This window comes from Streptomyces sp. NWU339 (assembly GCF_003143855.1).
Classification (GTDB): domain Bacteria; phylum Actinomycetota; class Actinomycetes; order Streptomycetales; family Streptomycetaceae; genus Streptomyces.
The window spans coordinates 22,578-43,152 of record NZ_QFRK01000026.1 but is presented as its reverse complement, the minus strand read 5'-3'; the positions used below and the strand labels follow the sequence as shown (position 1 = coordinate 43,152).

Below are 20,575 nucleotides of genomic sequence, written 5' to 3'. Positions count from 1 at the left end.
GGGCCCCTGTGGTGGTCATGGAGGGAGAGGCGTAGGACGGAGGAGCGGGGGTCGAACCCCCGGCCCTCGCGGTCCCCCCGGGAGGAGCCATGACCCAGCAGTCAGCCGCCGCGACCCCGATGAGCAAGGAGATGCAGGACTGCATCCAGGCGTGCATGTCCTGCCACGGTGTGTGCGAGGAGACCATGAGCTCGTGTCTGCAGATGGGCGGCCAGGCCCAGATGCCGATCATGCGGGCGCTCATGGACTGCTCGGAGATGACCCGTATGTGCGCCGACATGATGATGCGCCGTTCGCCGCTCGCGGGCGAGATGTGCGCGACGTGTGCGCGGGCCTGCGACCTGTGTGCCGAGGCGTGCATGTCCATGCCGGACGACGAGCAGATGATGCGCTGCGCCGAGGCGTGTCGCCGCTGCGCCGAGTCCTGTCATGCCATGGCGGGCGCCACGATGTGACACCGCGTGACAGCGCCGACGGACATGGCCGAGGGCACCCCGCGGGGTGCCCTCGGTCGCGGTCCAAGTCGCGGGTCAGTTGCCCTTGACGGTGACCTTCTCGTCGTTGTTCAGCTGGGTCACCAACTGCTTGACCTTCGCCTTGTCCCAGAGCAGGTTGCCGCCGGAGGAACCCGCGATGGGCATGTTCATGGAGGTGCCGTCGCCGCCGCTGACGCCCTTCATCGCCCAGAACATGCCGGCCAGGTCGAACAGGCCCATCTCCTCGTCGACGATCAGGGAGTCCAGGCCCGCGCCCATGGTCGGGTACAGCTTGAACGGGTTCAGGACCGTGCTCGGCGTCGCCACCTGGCTCGAGAGGGCGGAGAGGAACTTCTGCTGGTTCTTCGTACGGTCCAGGTCGGAGCCGGCCAGCGCGTACCGGGTGCGGACGAAGGCGAGGGCCTCCTCGCCGTTCAGGGTCTGCTTGCCCTTCTTGAAGTCGGCGCCGGACTTGGTGTCCTTGATGTCCTGCGGTATGTCCATCTCCACGCCGCCGACCGCGTCCACGATGTTCGCGAAGCCGGCGAAGCCGATCTCCACGTAGTGGTCGATGTGCAGGCCCGTGTTGAACTCGACCGTGCGGACCAGGAGTTCGGGACCGTCCTCCGCGTACGCGGCGTTCAGCTTCACCTGCCGGCCCGTGCCCTGGAACGTCTTGCCGGACTCGGAGCCCTTGAAGGTGGGTATCTCCACGTTCGAGTCGCGGGGCAGCGAGATCAGGGTGGGACCGTTGCTGCCGGTGTGCAGGATCATCATCGAGTCCGTGCGCTTGCCCTCGGCGGACCCGGTGCGCAGCTTCTTCTTCTGCTCGTCGGTCAGCCCGGCCCGGCTGTCGGAGCCGACGATCAGGTAGTTCGTGCCCTCGCCCGCCTCCGGCCGGTCGATGACGATGGACAGGTCGACCTCGCGGTTGAGCTTGGAGTCGGCCCAGAAGTAGGTGCCGACGGTCGTTACGACCAGCAGCGTCGCGACCGTGATCGCCGTCAGCTTGATGCGACGGCGCCAGTCCGGCGCGGGACCGCTCGCGTAACGGCCGTCGTCGCCCGGTCCGCCGTGGCCGCCCCCGGCGGGGGACCCGTAGACCTGGCCGGTGTTGTAACCGCTGTCGTAGCCGCCGTGCCCGCGGCCGTCCACGTACGACGCCTGCGGCGGCACTCCGCCGCCGTGCGCCCCCTGGCCGGGCGGGACCGCCGAGCCGCGGCGGACCTGTCGCATGACGCGGGCGCTCTCGGGCTGCGCGCTCCCGCTTCCGCGTCCGTAGCGGGCGCCGCGGTCGTCCTGGGGCCATGCCTCGGGCCAGTTAGTCATGCGCAACAGTGTGCAGGTCCGGGCCGCGTGCCGTACCAGTCACCGGGAAATAACAGCAGCGCTGTTGCCAAGCTGACACAAATTCCCCGGATGCGACCTCGGCATAAGGTGGAGGCCATGACAGATCAGGCTCCAGCCGCACCCACGGAGAGTCCCGACATCCCGGGCAAGCCCACCTCGGCGTCGCGGACGACCCTCAGCCACATCATGACCCACAACGACACCAACCTGCTGGGTACGGTGCACGGCGGCGTGATCATGAAACTGGTCGACGACGCGGCGGGCGCGGTCGCCGGCCGCCACTCCGGAGGACCCGCCGTCACCGCCTCCATGGACGAGATGGCCTTCCTGGAGCCGGTCCGCGTCGGCGACCTGGTCCATGTGAAGGCACAGGTCAACTGGACCGGCCGGACGTCCATGGAGGTCGGCGTGCGGGTCCTGGCCGAGCGCTGGAACGAGTCCGCCCCGCCCACCCAGGTCGGCTCCGCCTACCTCGTCTTCGCGGCCGTCGACGCCGACGGCAAGCCGCGCCGGGTGCCGCCGGTGATACCGGAGACCGAGCGGGACCGGCGCCGCAGCCAGGAGGCCCAGATCCGCCGCACCCACCGCCTGGCCCGTCGCCGCGCCATCATGGAGCTGCGCGAGAAGCGGGCGGCGGACGGGATCTCCGACTGACCTCGCGCCCCGCGTCCCGCGCCTACGCGCATCTCCGCCGTGTCCCTCCGCCGCGGGTCTACCTTTCGTCTTGCGCAGTGCTTCCCCATTTACGGGGGAGGTGCAGCGCATCTCAAGACCGCTCTGACCCGCGCGTGGGCACGGGTCCGCACTGTTCCTCCCCCCCACGGGTCGCTGCTGCTCGATGTACTGACGCACGACGGTCAGTGGCGCCACGCCACAGCTTCCGGCGAAGGAGGAGCCGGACCAGAAGTGCCCGCCCCACAGGTACCGGCGGACATGCGCGTTGTACTCTCCCCCAGCCTTCGGCCGGGAGGTGCCCCCAGGCGGAGCTGCGGGAGCTGACGCCCTTGAGGGAGTTGACCAGCTTGGAGAGCCGGACCTTGGACGGGTGGTACACGAGCAGGTGGACGTGGTCGTGTTCGCCGTTGAACTGTTTCAGCTCGGCCTCGAAGTCGGCGCAGACCTCCCGCATGATCTCTTTGGTGCGGGTGAGCATGGCGTCGGTGAACGCCTTCCGTCGGTACTTGGTGACGAAAACCAAATGAACGTGCAGGTTGTGGACAACATGGCGACCCGTTCTGACATCGGGGTCAGGGTTCCAGCGCGGTGACATCGACCACCGCTATGGTCTCGATCGTGAGTCAGGACACCTTGGCCAAGCGGCAGTTCGGGCATCGTGCCCGGCTTGCGCTGTCGCCTGCCGGGGTTCGCGCGGCGGATGATCAGGCGCACGCGGCCCGCACCCTGTGGAACCTGCTCCATGCCTGGTGGCGGATGATGCCGAAGGAGAAGCGGACTCTCCAACAGGCGGATGCCGCGATCCGACAGGCTCGCGAGGACATCGACTTCCTTGCTGTCCTCCCCGCGCAGGCCGCGCAAGCCGTCCTCAAGACGTACGTCCGGGCGTGGAAGAACTGCTGGGAGGGCCGCGCCGACGCCCCGAACTTCAAGGGCCGATTCCGCACGGTGCTGTCCGTGGACATCCCGCAGGGCCGCGACCTGAACATCGCCCGGGTGCACCGCCGCTGGGGCATGGCCAGCATTCCCAAGGTGGGCCGGGTCCGCTTCCGCTGGACCAAGGACCTTCCGGTCGGCAAGCGCGCCGACGCGGAGAACCGGATCACCGGAGCACGGCTGATCAAGGACACCCTCGGCTGGCACATCGCCTTCCGTGTCCAGACCCTGGAGGTCAAGCCCGGGCCCCACCAGGGCGCCGAGGTCGGCATCGACATGGGCGTCACCGTGCCCATCGCCTGCTCGGACGGCGAAACCTACGGGCACGGCGAATGGCTGACGGAGAAGGAGAAGGCCCGGCTTCTCCACCTGGAGCAGCGCGCCGCCCGGCGCAAGCGGCACCAAAGGCCCGGCGAGCGCACCAGCCGCCGGCTGCACCGCACCTACGACCGGATCGCAGGACTGCGCGCGAAAGCCAAGCGCCGGGCCCTGGACTGGCAGCACAAGACCACCACCGTCATCGCTCGCACCTACGGCGCCGTCGTGGTCGAAGCACTCACCATCCCGAACATGGTCAAGTCGGCCAGGGGAACCATCGAGGAGCCGGGCAGGAACGTCGCCCAGAAGTCCGGGCTGAACCGCTCCATCAGCGGGGAGGCATGGGGCCGCACGGTCACCCTGCTGACCTACAAGACCGCCCGCCACGGCGGCACCCTGCACAAGGTCCCCGCCCCCGGCACCTCCCGGCGCTGCTCGGCGTGCGGCGTCACCACGCCGGGCAGCCGGGAGTCCCAGGCCGTGTTCGTGTGCAAGAACCCGGACTGCGGCTGGTCGGGCAACGCCGACCACAACGCGGCCCGCAACGTCTTGCACCTGTACCGGACGGGCCTCGCGCTCGTCCCGGCTGCCGGGAGGGCAGTCGTCAGGCGCGCCAAGCGCGTCAAGCCCGCTGCCGCAAGGTAGGCGGGAATCTCCCGGCCTCAGCCGGCAGAGCACTTCAAGAGCACCCCACCTCGTCACCCCGCACGACTCCGAACTCGTCCTTCCCGGGGTCCTCGGCCCGGACCTTGCGGACCTTCTCGAAGTCGCTGCCGGCGATCACCTTCAGGGTGGCGCCCTGGCCCTTCACCGCACGCAGTTCACTGCCCGGCAGGGCGGCGGCGAGGGACTTCGCGGAGCGGTCCCAGCGGGGATCGTGGGCGACGACGGTCCGCCGTACGGAGCGGTCCGCCGCGTTGACGGGGGTGCGGGTGGTGTTGAAGCCGGTCGCCGCGAGGGCCGCGTCCACGCGGCGGCCGAGCCCCTGGACCCCGGTGCCGTTCTCGACCTGGACGTGGATCTGCCGGGGGTCCACCGGGACGCGCAGCGCCGCGTCGGGCGAGGAGTGCGTGGAGAGCGGCTTGTCCTCGCGCAGCGCATCGAAGATCTGCTTCGACTTCTCGGGGTGCCACTTCAGGGTCGAGCCGAGGCCCTTGACCGCGACTCCCGTCCTCGCGAGCGGCACGGTGGTGAACTCGGAGGAGGAGGGCGAGAAGTTCCGCATCGCCCGCCCCAGGTCCAGCAGTTCGTCGGTGCCGAAGCCCTTGTCGGCGCGGACCGAACCGAGCACCGCGCGGGTCACGTCCCGGAACTTCATCGGGTTCAGCAGGACCCCGGAGGACGTGGCCCGGTCCACCAACGCCGCCATGAAGCGCTGCTGGCGTTTCATCCGGCCGAGGTCGGCGGCGCCGTCGACGTACCGGGCGCGTACGTACTGCAGGGCCTCGCCGCCCCGCAGGGTGTGCCGGCCGGCGGGCAGGTCGAGGCCGGTGTGGCTGTCCTTCAGCGGTTCGGTGGTGCACAGTTCGACACCGCCGACCACGTCGACGGTCTTCATGAAGCTGGTGAAATCGAGCTCCAGGTAGTGGTCGATCTTCACCCGGGTCATCTTCTCCACCGTGCGCACGGTCAGCTGCGGCCCGCCCTCCGCGTACGCCGCGTTCAGTTTGACGGGGTGCCCCTCGTGCTCCTCGCCGCTCACCCGGTCGGTGTGCGGGGGCGTCATGGCGTACGAGTCGCGCGGCAGGCTGACGACGCTGGCCCGCTCCCGGTCCTCCGAGATGTGCACGATCATGATGGTGTCGGTGCAGTTGCAGGGCGCCCCGCCGAGCCGGTACTTCCGCCGCTGCTCCTCGTCGAGCTTCTCGCGGCCGTCCGTGCCGACGAGCAGGACGTTCATGCCGTGGCCCGCTTCGGGACGGTTCTTCATGTCCCGGAACGGGTCGACCCGGTCGATCCCCGAGTCGAGGCTGGTGACCACCGCGTGCCCGATCCCGGCGGAGGCGAGCACCACGACCGACAGCGTGGTCACCGCCCGCATGCCCCAGCGGGGCTTCCGGCGCCCCACCGGTCTCGGCCCGCCCCGGCCGGGCGGTCGCGGACGGCGCTGCGGCCCGGTGCGGGTGCGCGGGCGGGGGCGGGGGGACGGTGGCTGCGGGGGCAAAAGGAGGACACCTCCGGACGAGGGCCGTACGAGGGCCGCGGGACCGTACGGGGCCGTACGGAGCCGTGCCCGGGATCCCGAGCACCGTAGGCCGATACGATCTGCGGCCCGGTGCAGCCGCACCCGGCGCGCGCAGCGCTGTCCCTCGTTCGCGGTAACGTGAGGCCCCTATGAACGCCAATCCCGACGTGCGGCACCCCGCCGTTTCCGTGATCATGCCCGTCCTCAACGAGGAAAGGTATCTGCGTGGCGCCGTCCACGCGATCCTCGCCCAGGAGTACGCCGGCGAGATGGAGGTCGTGATCGCCCTCGGTCCGTCCACGGACCGCACGGACGAGATCGCCGCCGAACTCGTGGCCGAGGACCCGCGGGTGCGTACCGTGCCCAACCCGACCGGTCGCACCCCGGCCGCCCTCAACGCGGCGATCAAGGCCTCGCGCCATCCGGTCGTGGTCCGCGTCGACGGGCACGGAATGCTCTCGCCGGGCTACATCACCACCGCGGTACGGCTCCTCGAGGAGACCGGCGCGCAGAACGTCGGCGGCATCATGCACGCCGAGGGGGAGAACGACTGGGAGCACGCGGTCGCCGCCGCGATGACCTCGCGGATAGGCGTCGGCAACGCGGCCTTCCACACCGGTGGCGCGGCGGGCCCCGCCGAGACCGTCTACCTCGGGGTGTTCCGGCGCGAGGCGCTGGAGCGGCAGGGCGGCTACAACGTGGAGTTCATCCGCGCCCAGGACTGGGAGCTGAACTTCCGTATCCGCGAGGCCGGCGGGCTGGTCTGGTTCTCGCCGGAGCTGAAGGTGTCGTACCGGCCCCGGCCGAGCGTGCGGGCGCTGGCCAAGCAGTACAAGGACTACGGCCGTTGGCGGCACGTCGTCGCCCGCTACCACTCCGGTTCCATCAACCTGCGGTATCTGGCCCCGCCGGCCGCAGTGTGCGCGATCGCGGCCGGAACCGTGGTGGGCGCGGCGCTCACGCCGTGGGGCTTCGTGGTGCCCGGCGGGTACCTCGCGGCGATCGTGCTGGGCTCCGTACCCGCCGGCAAGGGGCTGCCGCTGAAGGCCCGGCTGCGGATACCGGTGGCGCTGGGCACCATGCACATGTCGTGGGGCTGGGGCTTCCTGACCAGCCCGCGCTCGCTCGCGAAGAAGGTCATCGCCTCCCGGCGGCCCGCGGTCCACGCGGACGCCCCTGCCACCTGACCCGCCTTCACCGCGGACACCGCAGGGCCCCTTCCCGCGCTCGGGAAGGGGCCCTGCCGTGTCAGGACCAGGTGAAGGCCGGGTTGACCTTCATGCAGGCCGTGTCGTCCGCGCCGTTGAGGGCCTCGGCCGACTCGGGGGTGGTGTCGTCCTGTTCGGGGGCCTCGTACGTCGTCCCCTCACGCCAGTCGGCGCCCACGACGAGCGTGACCCCGGAGACGTCGGTGGACCGCCGCACCGAACTCTCCGGAATCCCCAGGACCTCGGCGACACGATGCGCGTCGCCCTCCAGGTCGGCGCTCGGGTACCGCACCACCGTCCGCTCCCTGCTGAGGGAGCCGGCGGTGCCGGCGAACGCACCGGTGAAGCCCTTCTCCCACAGGATTCCGGTCACGGTGCTCGCGCGCCCGGACGCCGCGGCCAGGGCGTCGGTGCGGGTGCCGTTGACGACCTGGACCGCGATCCGGGCGTCGGGGGCGGCCGGTTCGGTGGACGTGGCCTTCTCCTCGGCCTCCGTCGGCTTCTCGTCCTTGCCGTCCAGCGCGATGTCCTCGCGGACCAGCCGGAAGAGCTGCTCGGCGTCCTCGGTCGGCTCCACCCGGGCGCCCACGTACCGGTTCGGCATCGTGGTCATGGTGACGCGCTCCGGCTCCACCTTGCGCAGCTCGTTGCTGAGGTCGTACAGCTTCTTGACGGTGTCGAGGCCGGGGTCGACGGTGAGCGCCCGGGTGGCCTCCTCGGCCAGCCTGCGCAGCTTGTTGGGGCTGCTCAGGGTGGCGTTCTCCCGCAGCTCGCGGACGAGTGAGTTCATGTACATGTGCTGGGCCTTGGCGCGGGCGAGGTCGCTGCCGTCCTCGAAGCCGTAGCGTGTACGCAGCCACTGCAGGGCCTGCTTGCCCTTGACCGGGTGGGTGCCCTCGCGCAGCTTCAGCCCGGAGCCGTGGCCCTTGCTGTCGCGGGAGAGGATGTTGGCGTCCACGCACACCGGGACGCCGCCGACGGCGTCCGCCATGGCGACCACGCCGGCGAAGTCGACCATGACGAAGTGGTCGATGTGGATGCCGGTGAGCTCCTGCCAGGTGGCCACGGTGCAGCCCGGACCGCCGTGCCCGAGGCTCTGGTTGGTCATGGTCCGCCCGTTGCTCGCCTCGTACACGGTCCCGTCCTCGGGGTCGGTGCACTGGGGGATCTGGACGAGGGTGTCGCGGGGCATGCTGATCACGGACATGTTGGTCCGGTCGGCGGACAGGTGCAGCAGCATCTGCACATCGGCCAGCGGTGTCGAGCCGAACGTCTCGCGGGCGCCGCCGAGTTGCTGGTTCTCCTCGCTGTCCCGGGCGTCGGAGCCGATCAGCAGGATGTTCAGCGGGGTCTGTCCGGCGGCGTTCGGCGTCGGCTCGGCGACCTTGTGGTCGCCCAGGTTCAGCGGGTTCTGCTTGATGTTGCCGTTCAGGTGCCGGTAGTAGACGTAGCCGGCTCCGGCCGAGCCGACGAGGAGCAACGCGAGGACCGCCGCGAACCACTTGAGCATCCGGCGCCGCGGGCGGTGGCCGCCGTCCGCGCCGGACGCCGGTATGTCCCCGCCGTCGCCGTCGGACGCTTTGTCGGCCGGGCCGTCGGTCGAGCCGTCCTCCGGCTCACGCCGGTCGTCGCGGAGTGTCCTCCGTGCGGCGCTCTGCGTCACTGCCGCCGTCCTCCCCACCCCTGGTACTCCTCGCGTCATGGAACAAGGCCCGTCCTGCGTTGTGTTAGACGCACGAAGGGCCCGTCAGTTGCGCGCGGAACGCAACCGATTCAACAACTTTTGGTGAGGGTTCGCACTCGCTCGGCTGAACGTCAGCTCGCGCACTCCACCTTGTCGGCCGTGGACTTCTCCACGTCCGGCGCCCCGGCCGCGGAGCCGTCGAGCTGTGCCCCGGCGTCCGTGAAGTCCTCGCCGAGGGTCAGTGTCATCGTGGGCAGTCCCTGGGCGTTGGTGGCGCTCTCGCCGGGCTTCATCCCGGAGCCGGACAGGCCGAGGATGTCGGCGAGGCGGCGGGCCTGGTCGGCCTGGTCGGGCGCGTACTCGAGGGTGGTCTTCTTCAGCGTCTTCGGGGCGTTGCCGGCGTTCTCCGACTTGCTGACGCCCTCCTCGAGCTGGAGCCGGTTGAGCATGTCCTGGGCGCTGCCCGACGGGGCACCGCCGTTGAAGACCCGCACCCGGACCTCGGAGGCCTCTGCCTTGGGGCCCTTGAGGCGGGCGGCGACGGCGGTCTTCTTCTCCTTCTTCTCCTGCTGCTCGACCTCGGTCAGCGACACGTCGTTCGCGATCGCCGCGAAGAGCTGGGGTGCCTTGGCCTCGTCGAGGACGACGGTGGCCTTCACCGTCTCCGCGGGGTTGTCCTTCACCGGGACCGTGGTGAAGGAGATGTTCTTCGTCGGTACCTTCTTCAGCTCCAGGGCGACGTCCTTGAGCGTGCTCACCTTGCCGATACCGGTGTCCACGGTCAGCGCGTCGGTGGCGGCCTCGGCCAACTTCACCAGCCTGGTGGGACTGGTGAGGGTGTCGCTGGAGGACATCTTGCGCATCAGCGAGGCCAGGAAGTGCTGCTGCACCTTGATCCGGTCGAGGTCGCCCTCGTTGCCGAAGCTGTGCCGGGTACGGACGAAGGCGAGGGCGTCCTCGCCCGCCACCGTCGACTCGCCCGCCGGCAGCTTCAGCTTCGACTGCTTGTCGTCGACCGCGTGCTCCAGGCACACCTTGACGCCGTCGACCGCCGTGGTGAGGGTCTTGACCGCGTTGAAGTCGGCCATCATGAAATGGTCGACGGAGATGCCGGTGGCCTCCTCCACAGTGCGCATCGTGCAGCCCGGGTCCCGGCCGCCCTCGCCGAGACTGCGGTTGAACCGGGCGCCCTGCAGCCCCGGGATCACCTTCTCCGTCCCGTCCTCCAGCTTCGTCGGACAGTCGGGGATGTCGACGATGAGGTCGCGCGGGATGCTGAGCGCGGTGGCGTTGGTGCGGTCCTTGGAGACGTGCAGCAGGATCGTGGTGTCCGCGTGCCCGACGCTGTCCTTGTCGCCGTAGCCCTCGTTGCCGGAGCCGGTGCGCTTGTCGGTGCCGAGGACCAGGATGTCGAAGGCCTCGTCCTTGCTGAAGTCACCCGAGCCCGCGTCGCCGACGTCGGTCGTGTGGACGTTGCCCTCGAGGTGCTTCAGATAGACGTAGCCGGCCGTGCCGGTGGCGAGCACCACGAACGCCATCGTCCCGCCCGCCCACAGGAGGGCCTTCCTCGCCCTCGGCCCCCGCTGCGCCGGCCGGTCGCCGCGCCGTCCGGGCGGCGCGGCGGGGGCGCCGCGCCGCCGCGGCGGGGGGACCTCACGGCCGGGCGCCCGGGTGCGGCCGGGCACGGCATCGTACGCGTGGTGGCCGCTGTGGCGGGGGCCCGGGACGGGTGACTGCGGTGCGGAGGGGCCCAGTCGCAGTTCGTATTCGCCGGTGGCCGGGTTGAGTATCCATTGGTCTGCGGGGTCGACGTTGTCCGCCCGCCCACGGCTCTGCGCGTCCACGCTCGTCCGAATCCTCCGTCCGGGCCACGCGGCATCCTCCCCCTCCAGAGGGTGTCCGCGCGTACTGGTTACCACCGTGCGCGACGCCAGGACGGTCCTCGCGGCCGGGGCGCTGGAGCGTTCACATTAGCCGCCCGCCTGAGCGAGGAGTGGCTTCAGTGACGAATTCCTCGTCCCCGGAACGGGGCAAATCGCCCTATTGGGTGGGGAAATGGCGCTGTCGGCTCCCTGCCTGCCGTGGGACCCGCCCTACAGGGGCACCCGGTGGCCTGCCCGGCAGGTCATTCGGCGCACTCGACCTTGTCCGCCGTGGACGTGTCCTTGACGACTTCGTCCGGTGCTTTGGACGGAGTCGTCAACGATGTGCCCGCACCCTTGAAGTCCTCGCCGAGGGTCAGTGTCATCGTGGGCAGTCCCTGGGCGTTGGTGGCGCTCTCGCCGGGCTTCATCCCCGAGCCGGACAGGCCGAGGATGTCGGCGAGGCGGCGGGCCTGGTCGGCCTGGTCGGGCGCGTACTCGAGGGTGGTCTTCTTCAGCGTCTTCGGGGCGTTGCCGGCGTTCTCCGACTTGCTGACGCCCTCCTCGAGCTGGAGCCAGTTGAGCATGTCCTGGGCGCTGCCCGACGGGGCACCGCCGTTGAAGACCCGCACCCGGACCTCGGAGGCCTCTGCCTTGGGGCCCTTGAGGCGGGCGGCGACGGCGGCCTTCTCCTTCTTCTCCTGCTGCTTGACCTCGGTGAACGACACGTCGTTCTTGATCAGGTCGAACACCTGCGTCGCTTTGGGCTCCTGGAGGACGACGGTCGCCTTCACCGTCTCCGCGGGGTTGTCCTCCACCGGGATCGTGGTGAAGGTCAGGTTCTTGGTGTTGAGCTTGCCCAGCTCCAGACCGAGGTCCTTCAGCTTGTTGATTTCGTTCAACTGGGTATCGACAGTGAGCGCCTTGGTGCCCGCATCCGCCAACTTGAGCATCTTCGAGGGGCTGGTGAGGGTGTCGTTGGACTTCAGCTTCCTCATCAGCGCGCTGAGGAACTGCTGTTGCAGCCCGATCCGGCTCAGGTCGCCGCCGGTGCCGACGGAGTACCGGGTGCGCACGTACGCCAGCGCCTCCTCACCCTCGATGGTGTGCGTGCCCTTTTTCAGATTCAGATGGGATTTCGGGTCGTCGATGTCCTTCGCCACGCAGACCTCCACGCCTTCGACCGCCGTGGTGAGAGTCTTGATCGCGTTGAAGTCGGCCACCATGAAGTTGTCCGGCGTGATCCCGGTCAGCTCGGTGACGGTCCGCATGGTGCAGCTCGGCGTACGTTCGCCCTCGCCGAGGCTGCGGTTGAACCGGGCGCCCTGCAGCCCCGGGATCACCTTCTCCGTCCCGTCCTCCAGTGTCGTGGGGCAGTCGGGGATGTCGACGATGAGGTCGCGCGGGATGCTGAGCGCGGTGGCGTTGGTGCGGTCCTTGGAGACGTGCAGCAGGATCGTGGTGTCCGCGTGCCCGGCGCTGTTCTTGTCGCCGTAGCCGTCGTTGCCGGAGCCGGTGCGTTTGTCGGTGCCGATCAGCAGGATGTTGATGGCCTTGTCCTTCTGGAAGCCACCGGTGCTCGCGCCGTCGTCGGGGATGGAGTCGATGTTGTCGTTGAGGTGCTCCAGATACAGGTAGCCGGCCGTGCCGGTGGCGAGCACCACGAACGCCATCGTCCCGACCGTCCAGAGCAGGACCTTCTTCGCCTTCGACTTCTTCTTCACCGGCCGGCGTCCGCGCCGGCCCGGCGGCGGCTCCTCCGGCGCACCCCGGCGCCTGCGCGACGGCGGTGCCTCACGTTCGGGTGTCCCGCGCTCGGCCGCCCCGCGCTCGGCCGTCCTGCGGCCGGCGGGGCGCTCCGCCGTGCGCCCGGGCGCATCGGTACGGCCGCGCGGCGCACCGGCGCCGGTGCCCTTGCCCGCACCCGTGCCGGAGGGGCGCGGTCTGCGGGGAGAGGGGATCGGTGACTGCGGTGCGGAATCGTTCAGCCGCAGTTCGTAATCGCCGGTGTCCGGGTTGAGCACCCACTGGTCTGCGGGGTCCATCTCGTTGCCCCGCCCACGGCCTTGCGCGTCCACGGTCGTTTGCGTCCTCCGTCGGTGCCACGCGGCGCCCTTCCCCTCCTGGGCGCCCGGTCGGTCACGCAGTGCGCGACTGCAGGACGAACCTCGGGTGCGCGCGCACCGGAGCGCTCACACTAACGGCACGGAATGACTTCCGGCGACGCCGGTGGCGCATTCCATGTTCCTACAACTGGGCAATTCGCCCATATCCCTTGACATGACTTCACAGTCTTGGAGTTACCTGTGTGTCGGCTTTACGTGCAGCCGTCCTCGGCGGCCGTGTTTCCGGAGAATGTGGGCGTGGGGGAAGGGGCCCCGGACGGCTCCGCGGATTCCTTTTGAGTGACCTTTCCGTCACTTTCCGTGCTTCTGTCGTCCGAATTCCCGGACGGTGTGCCGGAGTCGGTTCCGGAGTCGGCTCCAGCGCCGGGATCCTGTGCCGCCTCCTGTGCGACCGTCACCGAGGCGTCCCTGCGCAGCCGCGCGAACAGCGCCTCCGCCTCGGGCTGGGCGAGTTGGTCCCGATTGGCGTCGGCGGCATACGGCTCTCGTGGGACGGTGAGGAATTGCACGTGTTCCGTGGGGATCTCGCGCAGCCCGCGGACGAGTTCGTACAAACCGCGCAGACTCGCCAGTTCCGGGTCGGTCGTCAGTGCCGAAGTGGCCGCGTCCAGAAGGGGATACAGCTTCACCGGATTCAGCAGAACGTCATTGCCGCGCACCTTGTTGGCGAGCGCCCCGAGGAACCGCTGCTGACGTTCCATACGGTGCGTGTCGCTGCCGTCACCGAGCGATTTGCGGGCGCGGACATAACCGAGGGCCTGTTCCCCGTTCAGCGTCACCCGGCCCGCGGGCAGTCTCAGTTTCGCCGCCTTGTCGTCGATGGGTTCGCGCAGGCACACCTCGACGCCGTCGACCGCCTCGACCATCTCCTTGAAACCGTGGAAGTCCACGACGATGTGATGGTCCACGCGAATGCCGGTGAGTTTCTCGACGGTGCGGATGGCACAGGCCGAACCACCCCGCTGGAAGGCCTGGTTGAACATCGCGAACACGGGCTCGGCACGGGTGCCGTCCCCGCGCAGGCAGCCCGGCACGGCCACCATCAGGTCACGGGGCAGGGACACGGCGGTGGCGCTGCGCCGGCCCGCCGACAGATGCAGCAGGATCGCGGTGTCGGACCGCTCCGTCCCCGAGTCCCGGCCGTAGCGGCGGTTGTCGTCCCCGGAGCGCGAGTCCGAGCCGATCAGCAGGATGTTTTGGGCCTCCTCGACCAGCGCGGTGGGCCGTTCCTTCTCGAACCGCGCGAGTTCGGCCGCGGCTGCCTCGTCCGGCGTGATGTTCCCGTCGAGCTTCACGTACACCGCCCACCCGGTCCCGGCGGCCAGGGTGAGCAGCGTGGCGAGACCGAGCCCGGTGCCCCGTACCCACCGTCGCCGCCTGCGCCGCGCCAGCCCCGTTTTGCTCGCCGAGGCTCCCGTCCCCGGCCCGAGGGCGCGTCCGTCCCCCGCGCCCGCGGGGGACGTGCCTGCGGTGTCGCTCATGACCGTTCCACCCCTCGCTGCGTACGGCGTGCGGTGGAGGCCGTACGTGCCGTGCGTGCCGCTGATACGACGATGACCCGGATGCGGGGCGGAGGCGGGTACTGCTGAGCCGTACGGGGGACGGGGTGCGGGGCACGGCGAACGGAGCACGGCCCGGCGGGTTCGGTTTGGACGAGTCCGTCCGCGTCGAGCGGGGCCGGGCCGCGGCGAAGCCGCCCGCTAGCGGGAGATGACCGTGACCCGTTCGCTTTCGACGCGCTTGTCCAGGGCCTCGTCCCCGAGCCGGTCCAGGTGGCGGCACAGCACCACCGAACCGCCGGTCGCCAGCGGCCCGTACAGGCCCGCGTGCAGGCCCTCCCACGTGTCGTACGACAGGCCCGACAGGATGCGCGAGCCCGGTCCGGTCAGTCCGAGGTCCGTAGCCTCCGCGCGGGCCCGTTCCACCACCTCGGCCCCGGTGAACTCCCGCCCCGCCGCGATCAGCGCCGGAGCTTCGGGGTCGACCGGCGCGTACGGCGCGAACCGGTCGCCCTGCCCCGGCACCTCCACGGCGTAGTCGGCGAAGCCCTCCGGAGGCTGCGGGAAGCGTCCCCCGAGCGGTCTGAGCGCCAGCGCGATCCGCGCGCCCGAGCACGCCCGCGCGGCCTCCAGCGAGTCCGGCCCGCTCACCACGACGTCGGCGGCCGCCGGGTCGCCGGACACGTCCGCGACCGCGCCCACCGACGCGCACGCCAGCAGCCACACGGCCGTCTGCCAGTGCGCGGGCAGCAGGAGCGACACGCGGTCGCCCGGCTCGGCGGACAGTTCGTCCTGGAGCAGGTTCGCGGTCTTGGCCACCCAGTTGGCGAAGGTGGCCACGGACAATTCGACGCGTTCGCCCGTGGCGTCGTCGTAGAAGGTCACCAGGGGGCGGCCCGGGTCCGCGGCGAGTGCGGAACCCAGCAGGTCGGCGGGGGTGCGGTCGGTGGCGTTCACCCGCGCAAGCGTACGCGGACGCGGCTGTGCGCACCGGGTGGCGGGGGCACCGGTTCGGTGGAACGGACCCCGACAGTCCGTCAATTCCCCGATGGACATATTTGTGTGGCTATGTCCAAGATCAGGGGCATGCGTAGAATTCCTGCTTCCGCCATCGGTGTCACCTGCGCGACCGCTCTCGCGCTCCCCCTTGCGCCGTCCGCCGGCGCGGCGACCGCGGGGCCGGGGCAGCCGACCCGGGCGGCTCCGCGTGCGGCGGTGACGGCCGGGTCCGGTACCGCGGGCAGCACCGAGTCGCTGCCCCTGCAACCCCTCGACCCCGACCGTGCCTCCGGCGCCGCCACGTTCGGTCTGACCCCCCGGTCCGTAAGGAACTTCTCCCTCCTCGGCGTCGTCTGGGACGACCCCGCCGCCGAACTCCAGGGCCGGGTCCAGGTCCGCACCCGCGCGGCCCGCACCGGTTCCTGGTCCGACTGGCGGGACGTCGAGGCCCGCAACGCCGACCACGCGGCCGACCCCGGCACCTCCGACAGCGGGGAACGCGCCTCGGGCCGGGTCCGCGGCGCCACCGCACCGCTGTGGGTGGGCGACTCGGACGGAGTGGAGATCAGGGTCCTGGCGGAGTCCGGAAGCCCGGGGCGCACCGGTACGGCTGACGAGAACCCTGAGAGCGCCGAGAGCGCCGAGAGCGCCGAGAACACAGCCCTGCCGCTGCCGTCCGGGATGCGCCTCGAACTCGTCGACCCCGGCGAGGGCACCCCGTCGGCGGACGGCACGGCAGGCGGCACCGGCGCGCAGCGGAAAGGAACGGTCGCGCGGCAGCGGGCGAATCCGTACATCGGCCCGCGGCCCGACGTCGTCACGCGGGCCGACTGGGGGGCGGACGAGAGCCTGCGGGCGGAGGGGTTCGTCTACACGGACGAGGTCGATGCGGCCTTCGTGCACCACACCGCCTCCGGCAACGACTACACGTGCGAGGAGGCACCCTCGCTCATCCGCGGTATCTACCGCTACCACACGGAGAGCATGGGCTGGCGGGACATCGGCTACAACTTCCTCGTCGACAAGTGCGGAAAGGTCTACGAGGGCCGTGCCGGGGGAGTGGCGGAGCCGGTCCTGGGCGCCCACACTCTGGGGTTCAACTCCGACACCATGGGGGTGGCGGTTCTCGGCACGTACGACTCCACGGAACCGTCGGACTCGGCGGTGAAGGGCGTCGCCCGGCTCACCGCGTGGAAGCTCGGGCTGTACGGCGTGGATCCGAACGCGAAGACATATCTGACGTCCGGCGGTGGCAATCTCTACGCAAAAGGCACGAAGGTACGACTGAACGTGATCTCCGGTCACCGGGACGGGTTCAACACCCTGTGCCCAGGGGGGAAGCTCTACGACCAGCTCGGCACCACCCGCTCCACGGCGGCCGGTTACCAGGGCCGCTGATCTGCGCGGAGCCGCCGGGCCGGATCCTTCCTGCCGGAGACACACCGTCGAAAGCGCTGTGGAACGGTCTGCATAAACTGGCCGGCCGAAAGACAGTTCGGCCGGTCCCGGCAGGAAGCAGAGACGACAGGTGACAGAAGCGATCCTCCTGGTCGGCGGCAAGGGCACGCGGTTGCGCCCGCTCACGGTGCACACACCGAAGCCCATGGTCCGGGCTGCCGGGGTGCCCTTCCTCACGCACCAGCTGGCGAGAGCGAGAGCGGCGGGCGTCGAGCACATCGTCCTGGCCACGTCCTATCTGGCCGAGGTCTTCGAACCGTACTTCGGCGACGGGTCGTCGCTGGGGCTCCACATCGAGTACGTGACGGAGGTGGAGCCGCTCGGCACGGGCGGCGCGATCCGCAACGTCGCCTCCCGGCTGCACTCCGGCCCGGACGAACCCGTGCTGATCTTCAACGGCGACATCCTCACGGGCCTGGACATCCGGGCGCTGGTGCGCACCCACGAGACGACGGGCGCGGACGTCTCGCTGCACCTGACGAAGGTGACCGACCCACGGGCGTACGGACTGGTGCCCACGGACGACACGGGCAGGGTCCTGGCGTTCCTGGAGAAGCCGCAGACGCCCGAGGAGATCGTCACCGACCAGATCAACGCGGGGGCGTACGTGTTCCGCCGCTCGGTCATCGACACGATCCCGACGGGCCGGCCGGTGTCGGTGGAGCGGGAGACGTTCCCGGGCCTGCTGTCGGCGGGGGCACACCTCCAGGGTCTGGTCGACTCCACGTACTGGCTGGACCTCGGTACCCCGGCCGCCTTCGTCCGCGGCTCCGCGGACCTGGTGCTGGGCCGCGCCCCGTCCCCGGCGGTCCCCGGCCGCTGCGGCGACCGGCTGGTCCTGCCGACGGCGACGGTGGCACCGGACGCCAAGCTGGCGGGCGGGACGGTGGTGGGCGAGGGCGCGTTCGTGGCGGAGGGCGCGCGCGTCTTCGGCAGCACGATCCTGCCGGGTGCGGTCATCGAACCCGGCGCGGTCGTCACCGACTCGCTGATCGGCACGCGCGCGCGGGTGGGGGAGCGGTCGGTCCTCACCGGGACGGTCATAGGCGACGGCGCGGTCATCGGCGCCCGCAACGAACTCCGGGACGGGGTGCGGGTGTGGTGCGACGCACGGATACCGGCGGGGGCGGTGCGGTTCTCCTCGGACGAGTAGCCGGGCGGAAACCGGCCGCGTGCCGGGCCGGGGCGGTTGAGGGCTCGGGCGGTCGAAGGCTTGGACGGCTGGGGGCTCGGACGGCTGGGGGCTCGGGCCTCACAGCCGTCCGATGTCCCAGCGCGGCCTCTTCGGGGCCCGCCGAGCCGGCGTTCTTCCGCTCAGCAGGATCAGCCGGGCCGCCCGGTGCCGCTGCCCGGCATACGGCTCCAGCAGTTCGAGCATCGCCGCGTCGTCCGCGTCCCGGTCCCCGGCGAGGGCCCACCCCACGATGCCCGGCAGGTGCAGGTCCCCCACGGTCACCTCGTCCGCCGAGCCGTGACTGCGCTGCACCGTCTCCGTGGACGTCCACGGACCGATGCCCGGCACCAGCTCCAGCCGCGCCCGCGCCGCCGCCGGAGCCATCCCGGCCGCCTCCTCCAGCCGTGCGGCGACGCGGGCCGCCCGCAGGACCGTGGACGCCCGCTTGTCGTCGACACCGGCCCGGTGCCACTCCCAGGAGGGGATCAGCGCCCAGGTCCGGGGTGACGGCATCACCGACATCCGTTCGGGCGCGGGCCCGGGTGGCGGCTCCCCGTACTTCCGTACCAGCAGCCGCCACGCCCGGTACGCCTCGTCGGTGGTGACCTTCTGCTCCAGGACCGACGGGATCAACGACTCCAGCACCAGCCCGGTCCGCAGCAGCCGCAGTCCCGGACGCCGGTGCCCGGTGAGCGCCAGCACCTTGTGCCGGGGGACGAACGCCGCCGGGTCGTCCGCGGCCCCGAGCAGGTCCGGCAGCCGCTCCAGGAGCCAGTCGGCGCCGGGGCCCCAGGCCTCGCCCCGCACCTCGCCACCGTGCCGCGTCACCCGCAGCGTCCCCGGCCCGGTGGGCGTCAGGCTCGCCCGCCAGAAGGAGCCGTCCGGCAGCGCGCGGAACGCCGGGTCCCCGGGCCCGCGCCGCAGCGGCGCGAGGACCAGACCGAGGTCCAGCGGCCCGTCCGGCACCCAACTCCGCACCAGGGCGGGGGCCGGTGCCTGGCGGGGCACTCCCGTGGGTACGGCGGTCCGTCCGCCTCGCACGGTCGTGCGAGCGGGCCGGGGAGCGAAACGTCCTGCCACAGAGAGGATTCCGAGGAGTGGGGAAGCGGGAGATGGGGGAGAGGCGGAAGATGCGGGAAAGAGGAGGGAGAGCACGCGAAGCCCTACCGGAGCGGGGCTCCGCCCGGCCGGCGGGCGGGGACTCCTACGAGGGTAGGCGTCCCCCGCGTCCGGCTCACCGCACCTCGATGAACGCGCCCGCGTCCCGCTCCGGTCGTGGCCGAGGGTCCTCGGCGGGATGGCCGACCGCCACCGCGCCCATCGGGTCCCAGTCCGCGGGCAGGTCCAGGACCTCGCGGACCACGTCCCGGCAGAACATCGTCGACGACACCCAGGCCGAGCCCAGCCGCTCACCGGCCAGGGCGACCAGGAAGTTCTGCACGCCGGCGCCCGTCGCGACCACGAACATCTCCCGCTCGGCGGCGTCCCGCCGCGCGTCCCCGTAGGTGTGCGAGCCGTCCATGACCAGGCAGGGCACGACCAGGCAGGGCGCGTTGCGCAGGACGTCGCCGCGGCGGACGCGCTTGGCGATGGACTCCTCCGTCTTTCCGTCCCGGCGCAGGTCCGCGATCCAGGCGTCCCGCATGGCGTCCAGCAGGCGGAGACGGGACTCCGGGGACTCCAGCAGGACGAAACGCCACGGTGTGGTGTGGTGCGGTGCCGGAGCCGTCACGGCCGCGGCCACCGCGCGGCGCACCGACCCCGGGTCGACGGGCTCGTCGGTGAAGGCCCGTACCGTGCGGCGCCGGGTCACCGCCTGCCGTATCGCCTCCGACGTGCCGAGCCGGAACATGTCGTCGCGGGAGTCGCGGACCAGGGCCCGTGCGCCCTCGCCGTGGTCGTCGTCGGCCGTGACCAGACCGGGCAGCCCGCGGACGACGGCCACCGGCAGGCCGGCGGCCTTGCCCTTGACCAGGTCGCCCGCCGCGGCGAGTTCGTCGGCGGTGGCGACGACGGTGGCGCCGAGCGGATTGCCGTGCGTGTCCGTGCCGCCGCGCAGGTCGTTCAGTACGTGCACGCCCGCGGCGCCGATCGCGACGTCCGTCAGCCCCGCGCGCCAGGGGCGCCCGAAGGTGTCGGTGACCAGCACGCCGACCGTGACCCCCAGGGCGTCGCGCAGGCCCTCGCGGATCGCCCGCGCGGACCCGTCCGGGTCCTCGGGCAGCAACAGCACCGTGCCGGCCGGGGTGTTGGACGCGTCGACCCCGGCCGCGGCCATGACGAGGCCCTGCCGGTTCTCCACGATGCGCAGGGCGCCGCGCCGGGCCACCACCCGTACCGTCTCCGCGTCGATCGCGGCCTCCCGGTCGGACGCCTCCAGCATCCGGCCCTCCGCCTTGGAGACGATCTTGGAGGTGACGAGCAGCACATCGCCGTCGGCCAGCCCCGGCTCCGCGGCCGCGATCAGCTTGGCCAGGTCGTCCCCCCGACGGACCTCGGGCAGGCCCGCGACGGCCCACACCCGGTACCCCGTGGACGCCGCGCCGCCCGCGTGCGGGTCGTCGTGCACGCGTGCGTCGTTCACGTCGTCGTTCAAGCCGTTCGAGTCGTTCACGCGGGTGAAGT

The 20,575-nt window shown here is 71.1% G+C and carries 15 protein-coding genes and 1 pseudogene; 6 read left to right on the top strand and 10 right to left on the bottom strand.

Features of this window, described 5'->3' with window-relative positions; genetic code table 11:
- Window positions 1-89: 89 nt before the first annotated feature.
- The gene (locus DIZ27_RS26710) at window positions 90-455 is read left to right on the top strand and encodes a four-helix bundle copper-binding protein (protein WP_109381006.1); all 366 of its coding nucleotides are present in this window, start codon (window positions 90-92) and stop codon (window positions 453-455) included.
- Between the two features lie 75 nt (window positions 456-530).
- Here the strand turns inward: DIZ27_RS26710 and DIZ27_RS26705 are convergent, their stop codons facing one another.
- A complete protein-coding gene (locus DIZ27_RS26705) occupies window positions 531-1,805 on the bottom strand; it encodes an LCP family protein (protein WP_109381005.1) in 1,275 nt (424 codons plus the stop codon).
- Window positions 1,806-1,922: 117 nt separating this feature from the next.
- Here DIZ27_RS26705 and DIZ27_RS26700 point away from each other — a divergent pair, with 117 nt between their 5' ends.
- Window positions 1,923-2,480 (top strand): acyl-CoA thioesterase, encoded by a 558-nt coding sequence (locus DIZ27_RS26700; RefSeq protein ID WP_258308553.1) that lies wholly within the window; start codon window positions 1,923-1,925, stop codon window positions 2,478-2,480.
- Between the two features lie 171 nt (window positions 2,481-2,651).
- Here the strand turns inward: DIZ27_RS26700 and tnpA are convergent.
- Window positions 2,652-3,096: pseudogene (tnpA, locus tag DIZ27_RS26695) on the bottom strand (IS200/IS605 family transposase); the annotation flags it as partial.
- 23 nt (window positions 3,097-3,119) lie between these two features.
- Between tnpA and DIZ27_RS26690 the strand changes: the two are divergent.
- Window positions 3,120-4,400: an RNA-guided endonuclease TnpB family protein gene (locus DIZ27_RS26690; protein WP_109381090.1), complete on the top strand. Its 1,281-nt coding sequence runs from the start codon at window positions 3,120-3,122 to the stop codon at window positions 4,398-4,400.
- A gap of 34 nt (window positions 4,401-4,434) precedes the next feature.
- On the opposite strand, the gene DIZ27_RS26685 is transcribed toward DIZ27_RS26690, so the two are convergent.
- Window positions 4,435-5,796: an LCP family protein gene (locus DIZ27_RS26685; RefSeq protein WP_109381003.1), complete on the bottom strand. Its 1,362-nt coding sequence runs from the start codon at window positions 5,794-5,796 to the stop codon at window positions 4,435-4,437.
- A gap of 293 nt (window positions 5,797-6,089) precedes the next feature.
- Between DIZ27_RS26685 and DIZ27_RS26680 the strand changes: the two genes are divergently transcribed.
- Window positions 6,090-7,127, top strand: coding sequence for a glycosyltransferase family 2 protein (locus DIZ27_RS26680; RefSeq protein ID WP_109381002.1), 1,038 nt, complete (start codon window positions 6,090-6,092; stop codon window positions 7,125-7,127).
- A gap of 61 nt (window positions 7,128-7,188) precedes the next feature.
- On the opposite strand, the gene DIZ27_RS26675 is transcribed toward DIZ27_RS26680, so the two are convergent.
- The 5 genes from DIZ27_RS26675 to DIZ27_RS26655 form a co-directional block, all read right to left on the bottom strand.
- On the bottom strand, window positions 7,189-8,811 hold the full coding sequence (locus DIZ27_RS26675; RefSeq protein ID WP_109381001.1) for an LCP family protein: 1,623 nt from the start codon (window positions 8,809-8,811) through the stop codon (window positions 7,189-7,191).
- Window positions 8,812-8,963: 152 nt separating this feature from the next.
- On the bottom strand, window positions 8,964-10,676 hold the full coding sequence (locus tag DIZ27_RS26670) for an LCP family protein (protein ID WP_109381000.1): 1,713 nt from the start codon (window positions 10,674-10,676) through the stop codon (window positions 8,964-8,966).
- Between the two features lie 281 nt (window positions 10,677-10,957).
- Window positions 10,958-12,772 carry an LCP family protein gene (locus tag DIZ27_RS26665; protein ID WP_109380999.1) on the bottom strand — a complete coding sequence of 605 codons (1,815 nt, stop codon included), beginning with the start codon at window positions 12,770-12,772 and terminating at the stop codon, window positions 10,958-10,960.
- A 239-nt stretch (window positions 12,773-13,011) separates the two neighbouring features.
- Window positions 13,012-14,301 (bottom strand): LCP family protein, encoded by a 1,290-nt coding sequence (locus tag DIZ27_RS26660; protein ID WP_109380998.1) that lies wholly within the window; start codon window positions 14,299-14,301, stop codon window positions 13,012-13,014.
- Window positions 14,302-14,520: 219 nt separating this feature from the next.
- Window positions 14,521-15,276: a TIGR03089 family protein gene (locus DIZ27_RS26655; protein WP_109380997.1), complete on the bottom strand. Its 756-nt coding sequence runs from the start codon at window positions 15,274-15,276 to the stop codon at window positions 14,521-14,523.
- 129 nt (window positions 15,277-15,405) lie between these two features.
- Between DIZ27_RS26655 and DIZ27_RS26650 the strand changes: the two genes are divergently transcribed.
- A complete protein-coding gene (locus DIZ27_RS26650) occupies window positions 15,406-16,716 on the top strand; it encodes a peptidoglycan recognition protein (RefSeq protein WP_109381089.1) in 1,311 nt (436 codons plus the stop codon).
- 130 nt (window positions 16,717-16,846) lie between these two features.
- Window positions 16,847-17,929 (top strand): NDP-sugar synthase, encoded by a 1,083-nt coding sequence (locus DIZ27_RS26645; RefSeq protein ID WP_109380996.1) that lies wholly within the window; start codon window positions 16,847-16,849, stop codon window positions 17,927-17,929.
- 99 nt (window positions 17,930-18,028) lie between these two features.
- Here DIZ27_RS26645 and DIZ27_RS26640 read toward each other — a convergent pair whose 3' ends face one another.
- A complete protein-coding gene (locus tag DIZ27_RS26640; protein ID WP_109380995.1) occupies window positions 18,029-19,030 on the bottom strand; it encodes a DNA-3-methyladenine glycosylase in 1,002 nt (333 codons plus the stop codon).
- 154 nt (window positions 19,031-19,184) lie between these two features.
- Window positions 19,185-20,519 (bottom strand): coenzyme F420-0:L-glutamate ligase, encoded by a 1,335-nt coding sequence (locus DIZ27_RS26635; RefSeq protein ID WP_109381088.1) that lies wholly within the window; start codon window positions 20,517-20,519, stop codon window positions 19,185-19,187.
- Between the last annotated feature and the right edge of the window lie 56 nt (window positions 20,520-20,575).

What these genes read in the sequence shown, in the direction of transcription:
- DIZ27_RS26680 (WP_109381002.1), top strand. Translation starts at nt 6,090, where the DNA reads ATGAACGCCAATCCCGACGTGCGGCACCCCGCCGTTTCCGTGATCATG.
- DIZ27_RS26660 (WP_109380998.1), bottom strand. Translation starts at nt 14,301, where the DNA reads ATGAGCGACACCGCAGGCACGTCCCCCGCGGGCGCGGGGGACGGACGC.
- DIZ27_RS26685 (WP_109381003.1), bottom strand. Translation starts at nt 5,796, where the DNA reads ATGCGGGCGGTGACCACGCTGTCGGTCGTGGTGCTCGCCTCCGCCGGG.
- DIZ27_RS26710 (WP_109381006.1), top strand. Translation starts at nt 90, where the DNA reads ATGACCCAGCAGTCAGCCGCCGCGACCCCGATGAGCAAGGAGATGCAG.
- DIZ27_RS26650 (WP_109381089.1), top strand. Translation starts at nt 15,406, where the DNA reads ATGCGTAGAATTCCTGCTTCCGCCATCGGTGTCACCTGCGCGACCGCT.
- DIZ27_RS26700 (WP_258308553.1), top strand. Translation starts at nt 1,923, where the DNA reads ATGACAGATCAGGCTCCAGCCGCACCCACGGAGAGTCCCGACATCCCG.
- DIZ27_RS26705 (WP_109381005.1), bottom strand. Translation starts at nt 1,805, where the DNA reads ATGACTAACTGGCCCGAGGCATGGCCCCAGGACGACCGCGGCGCCCGC.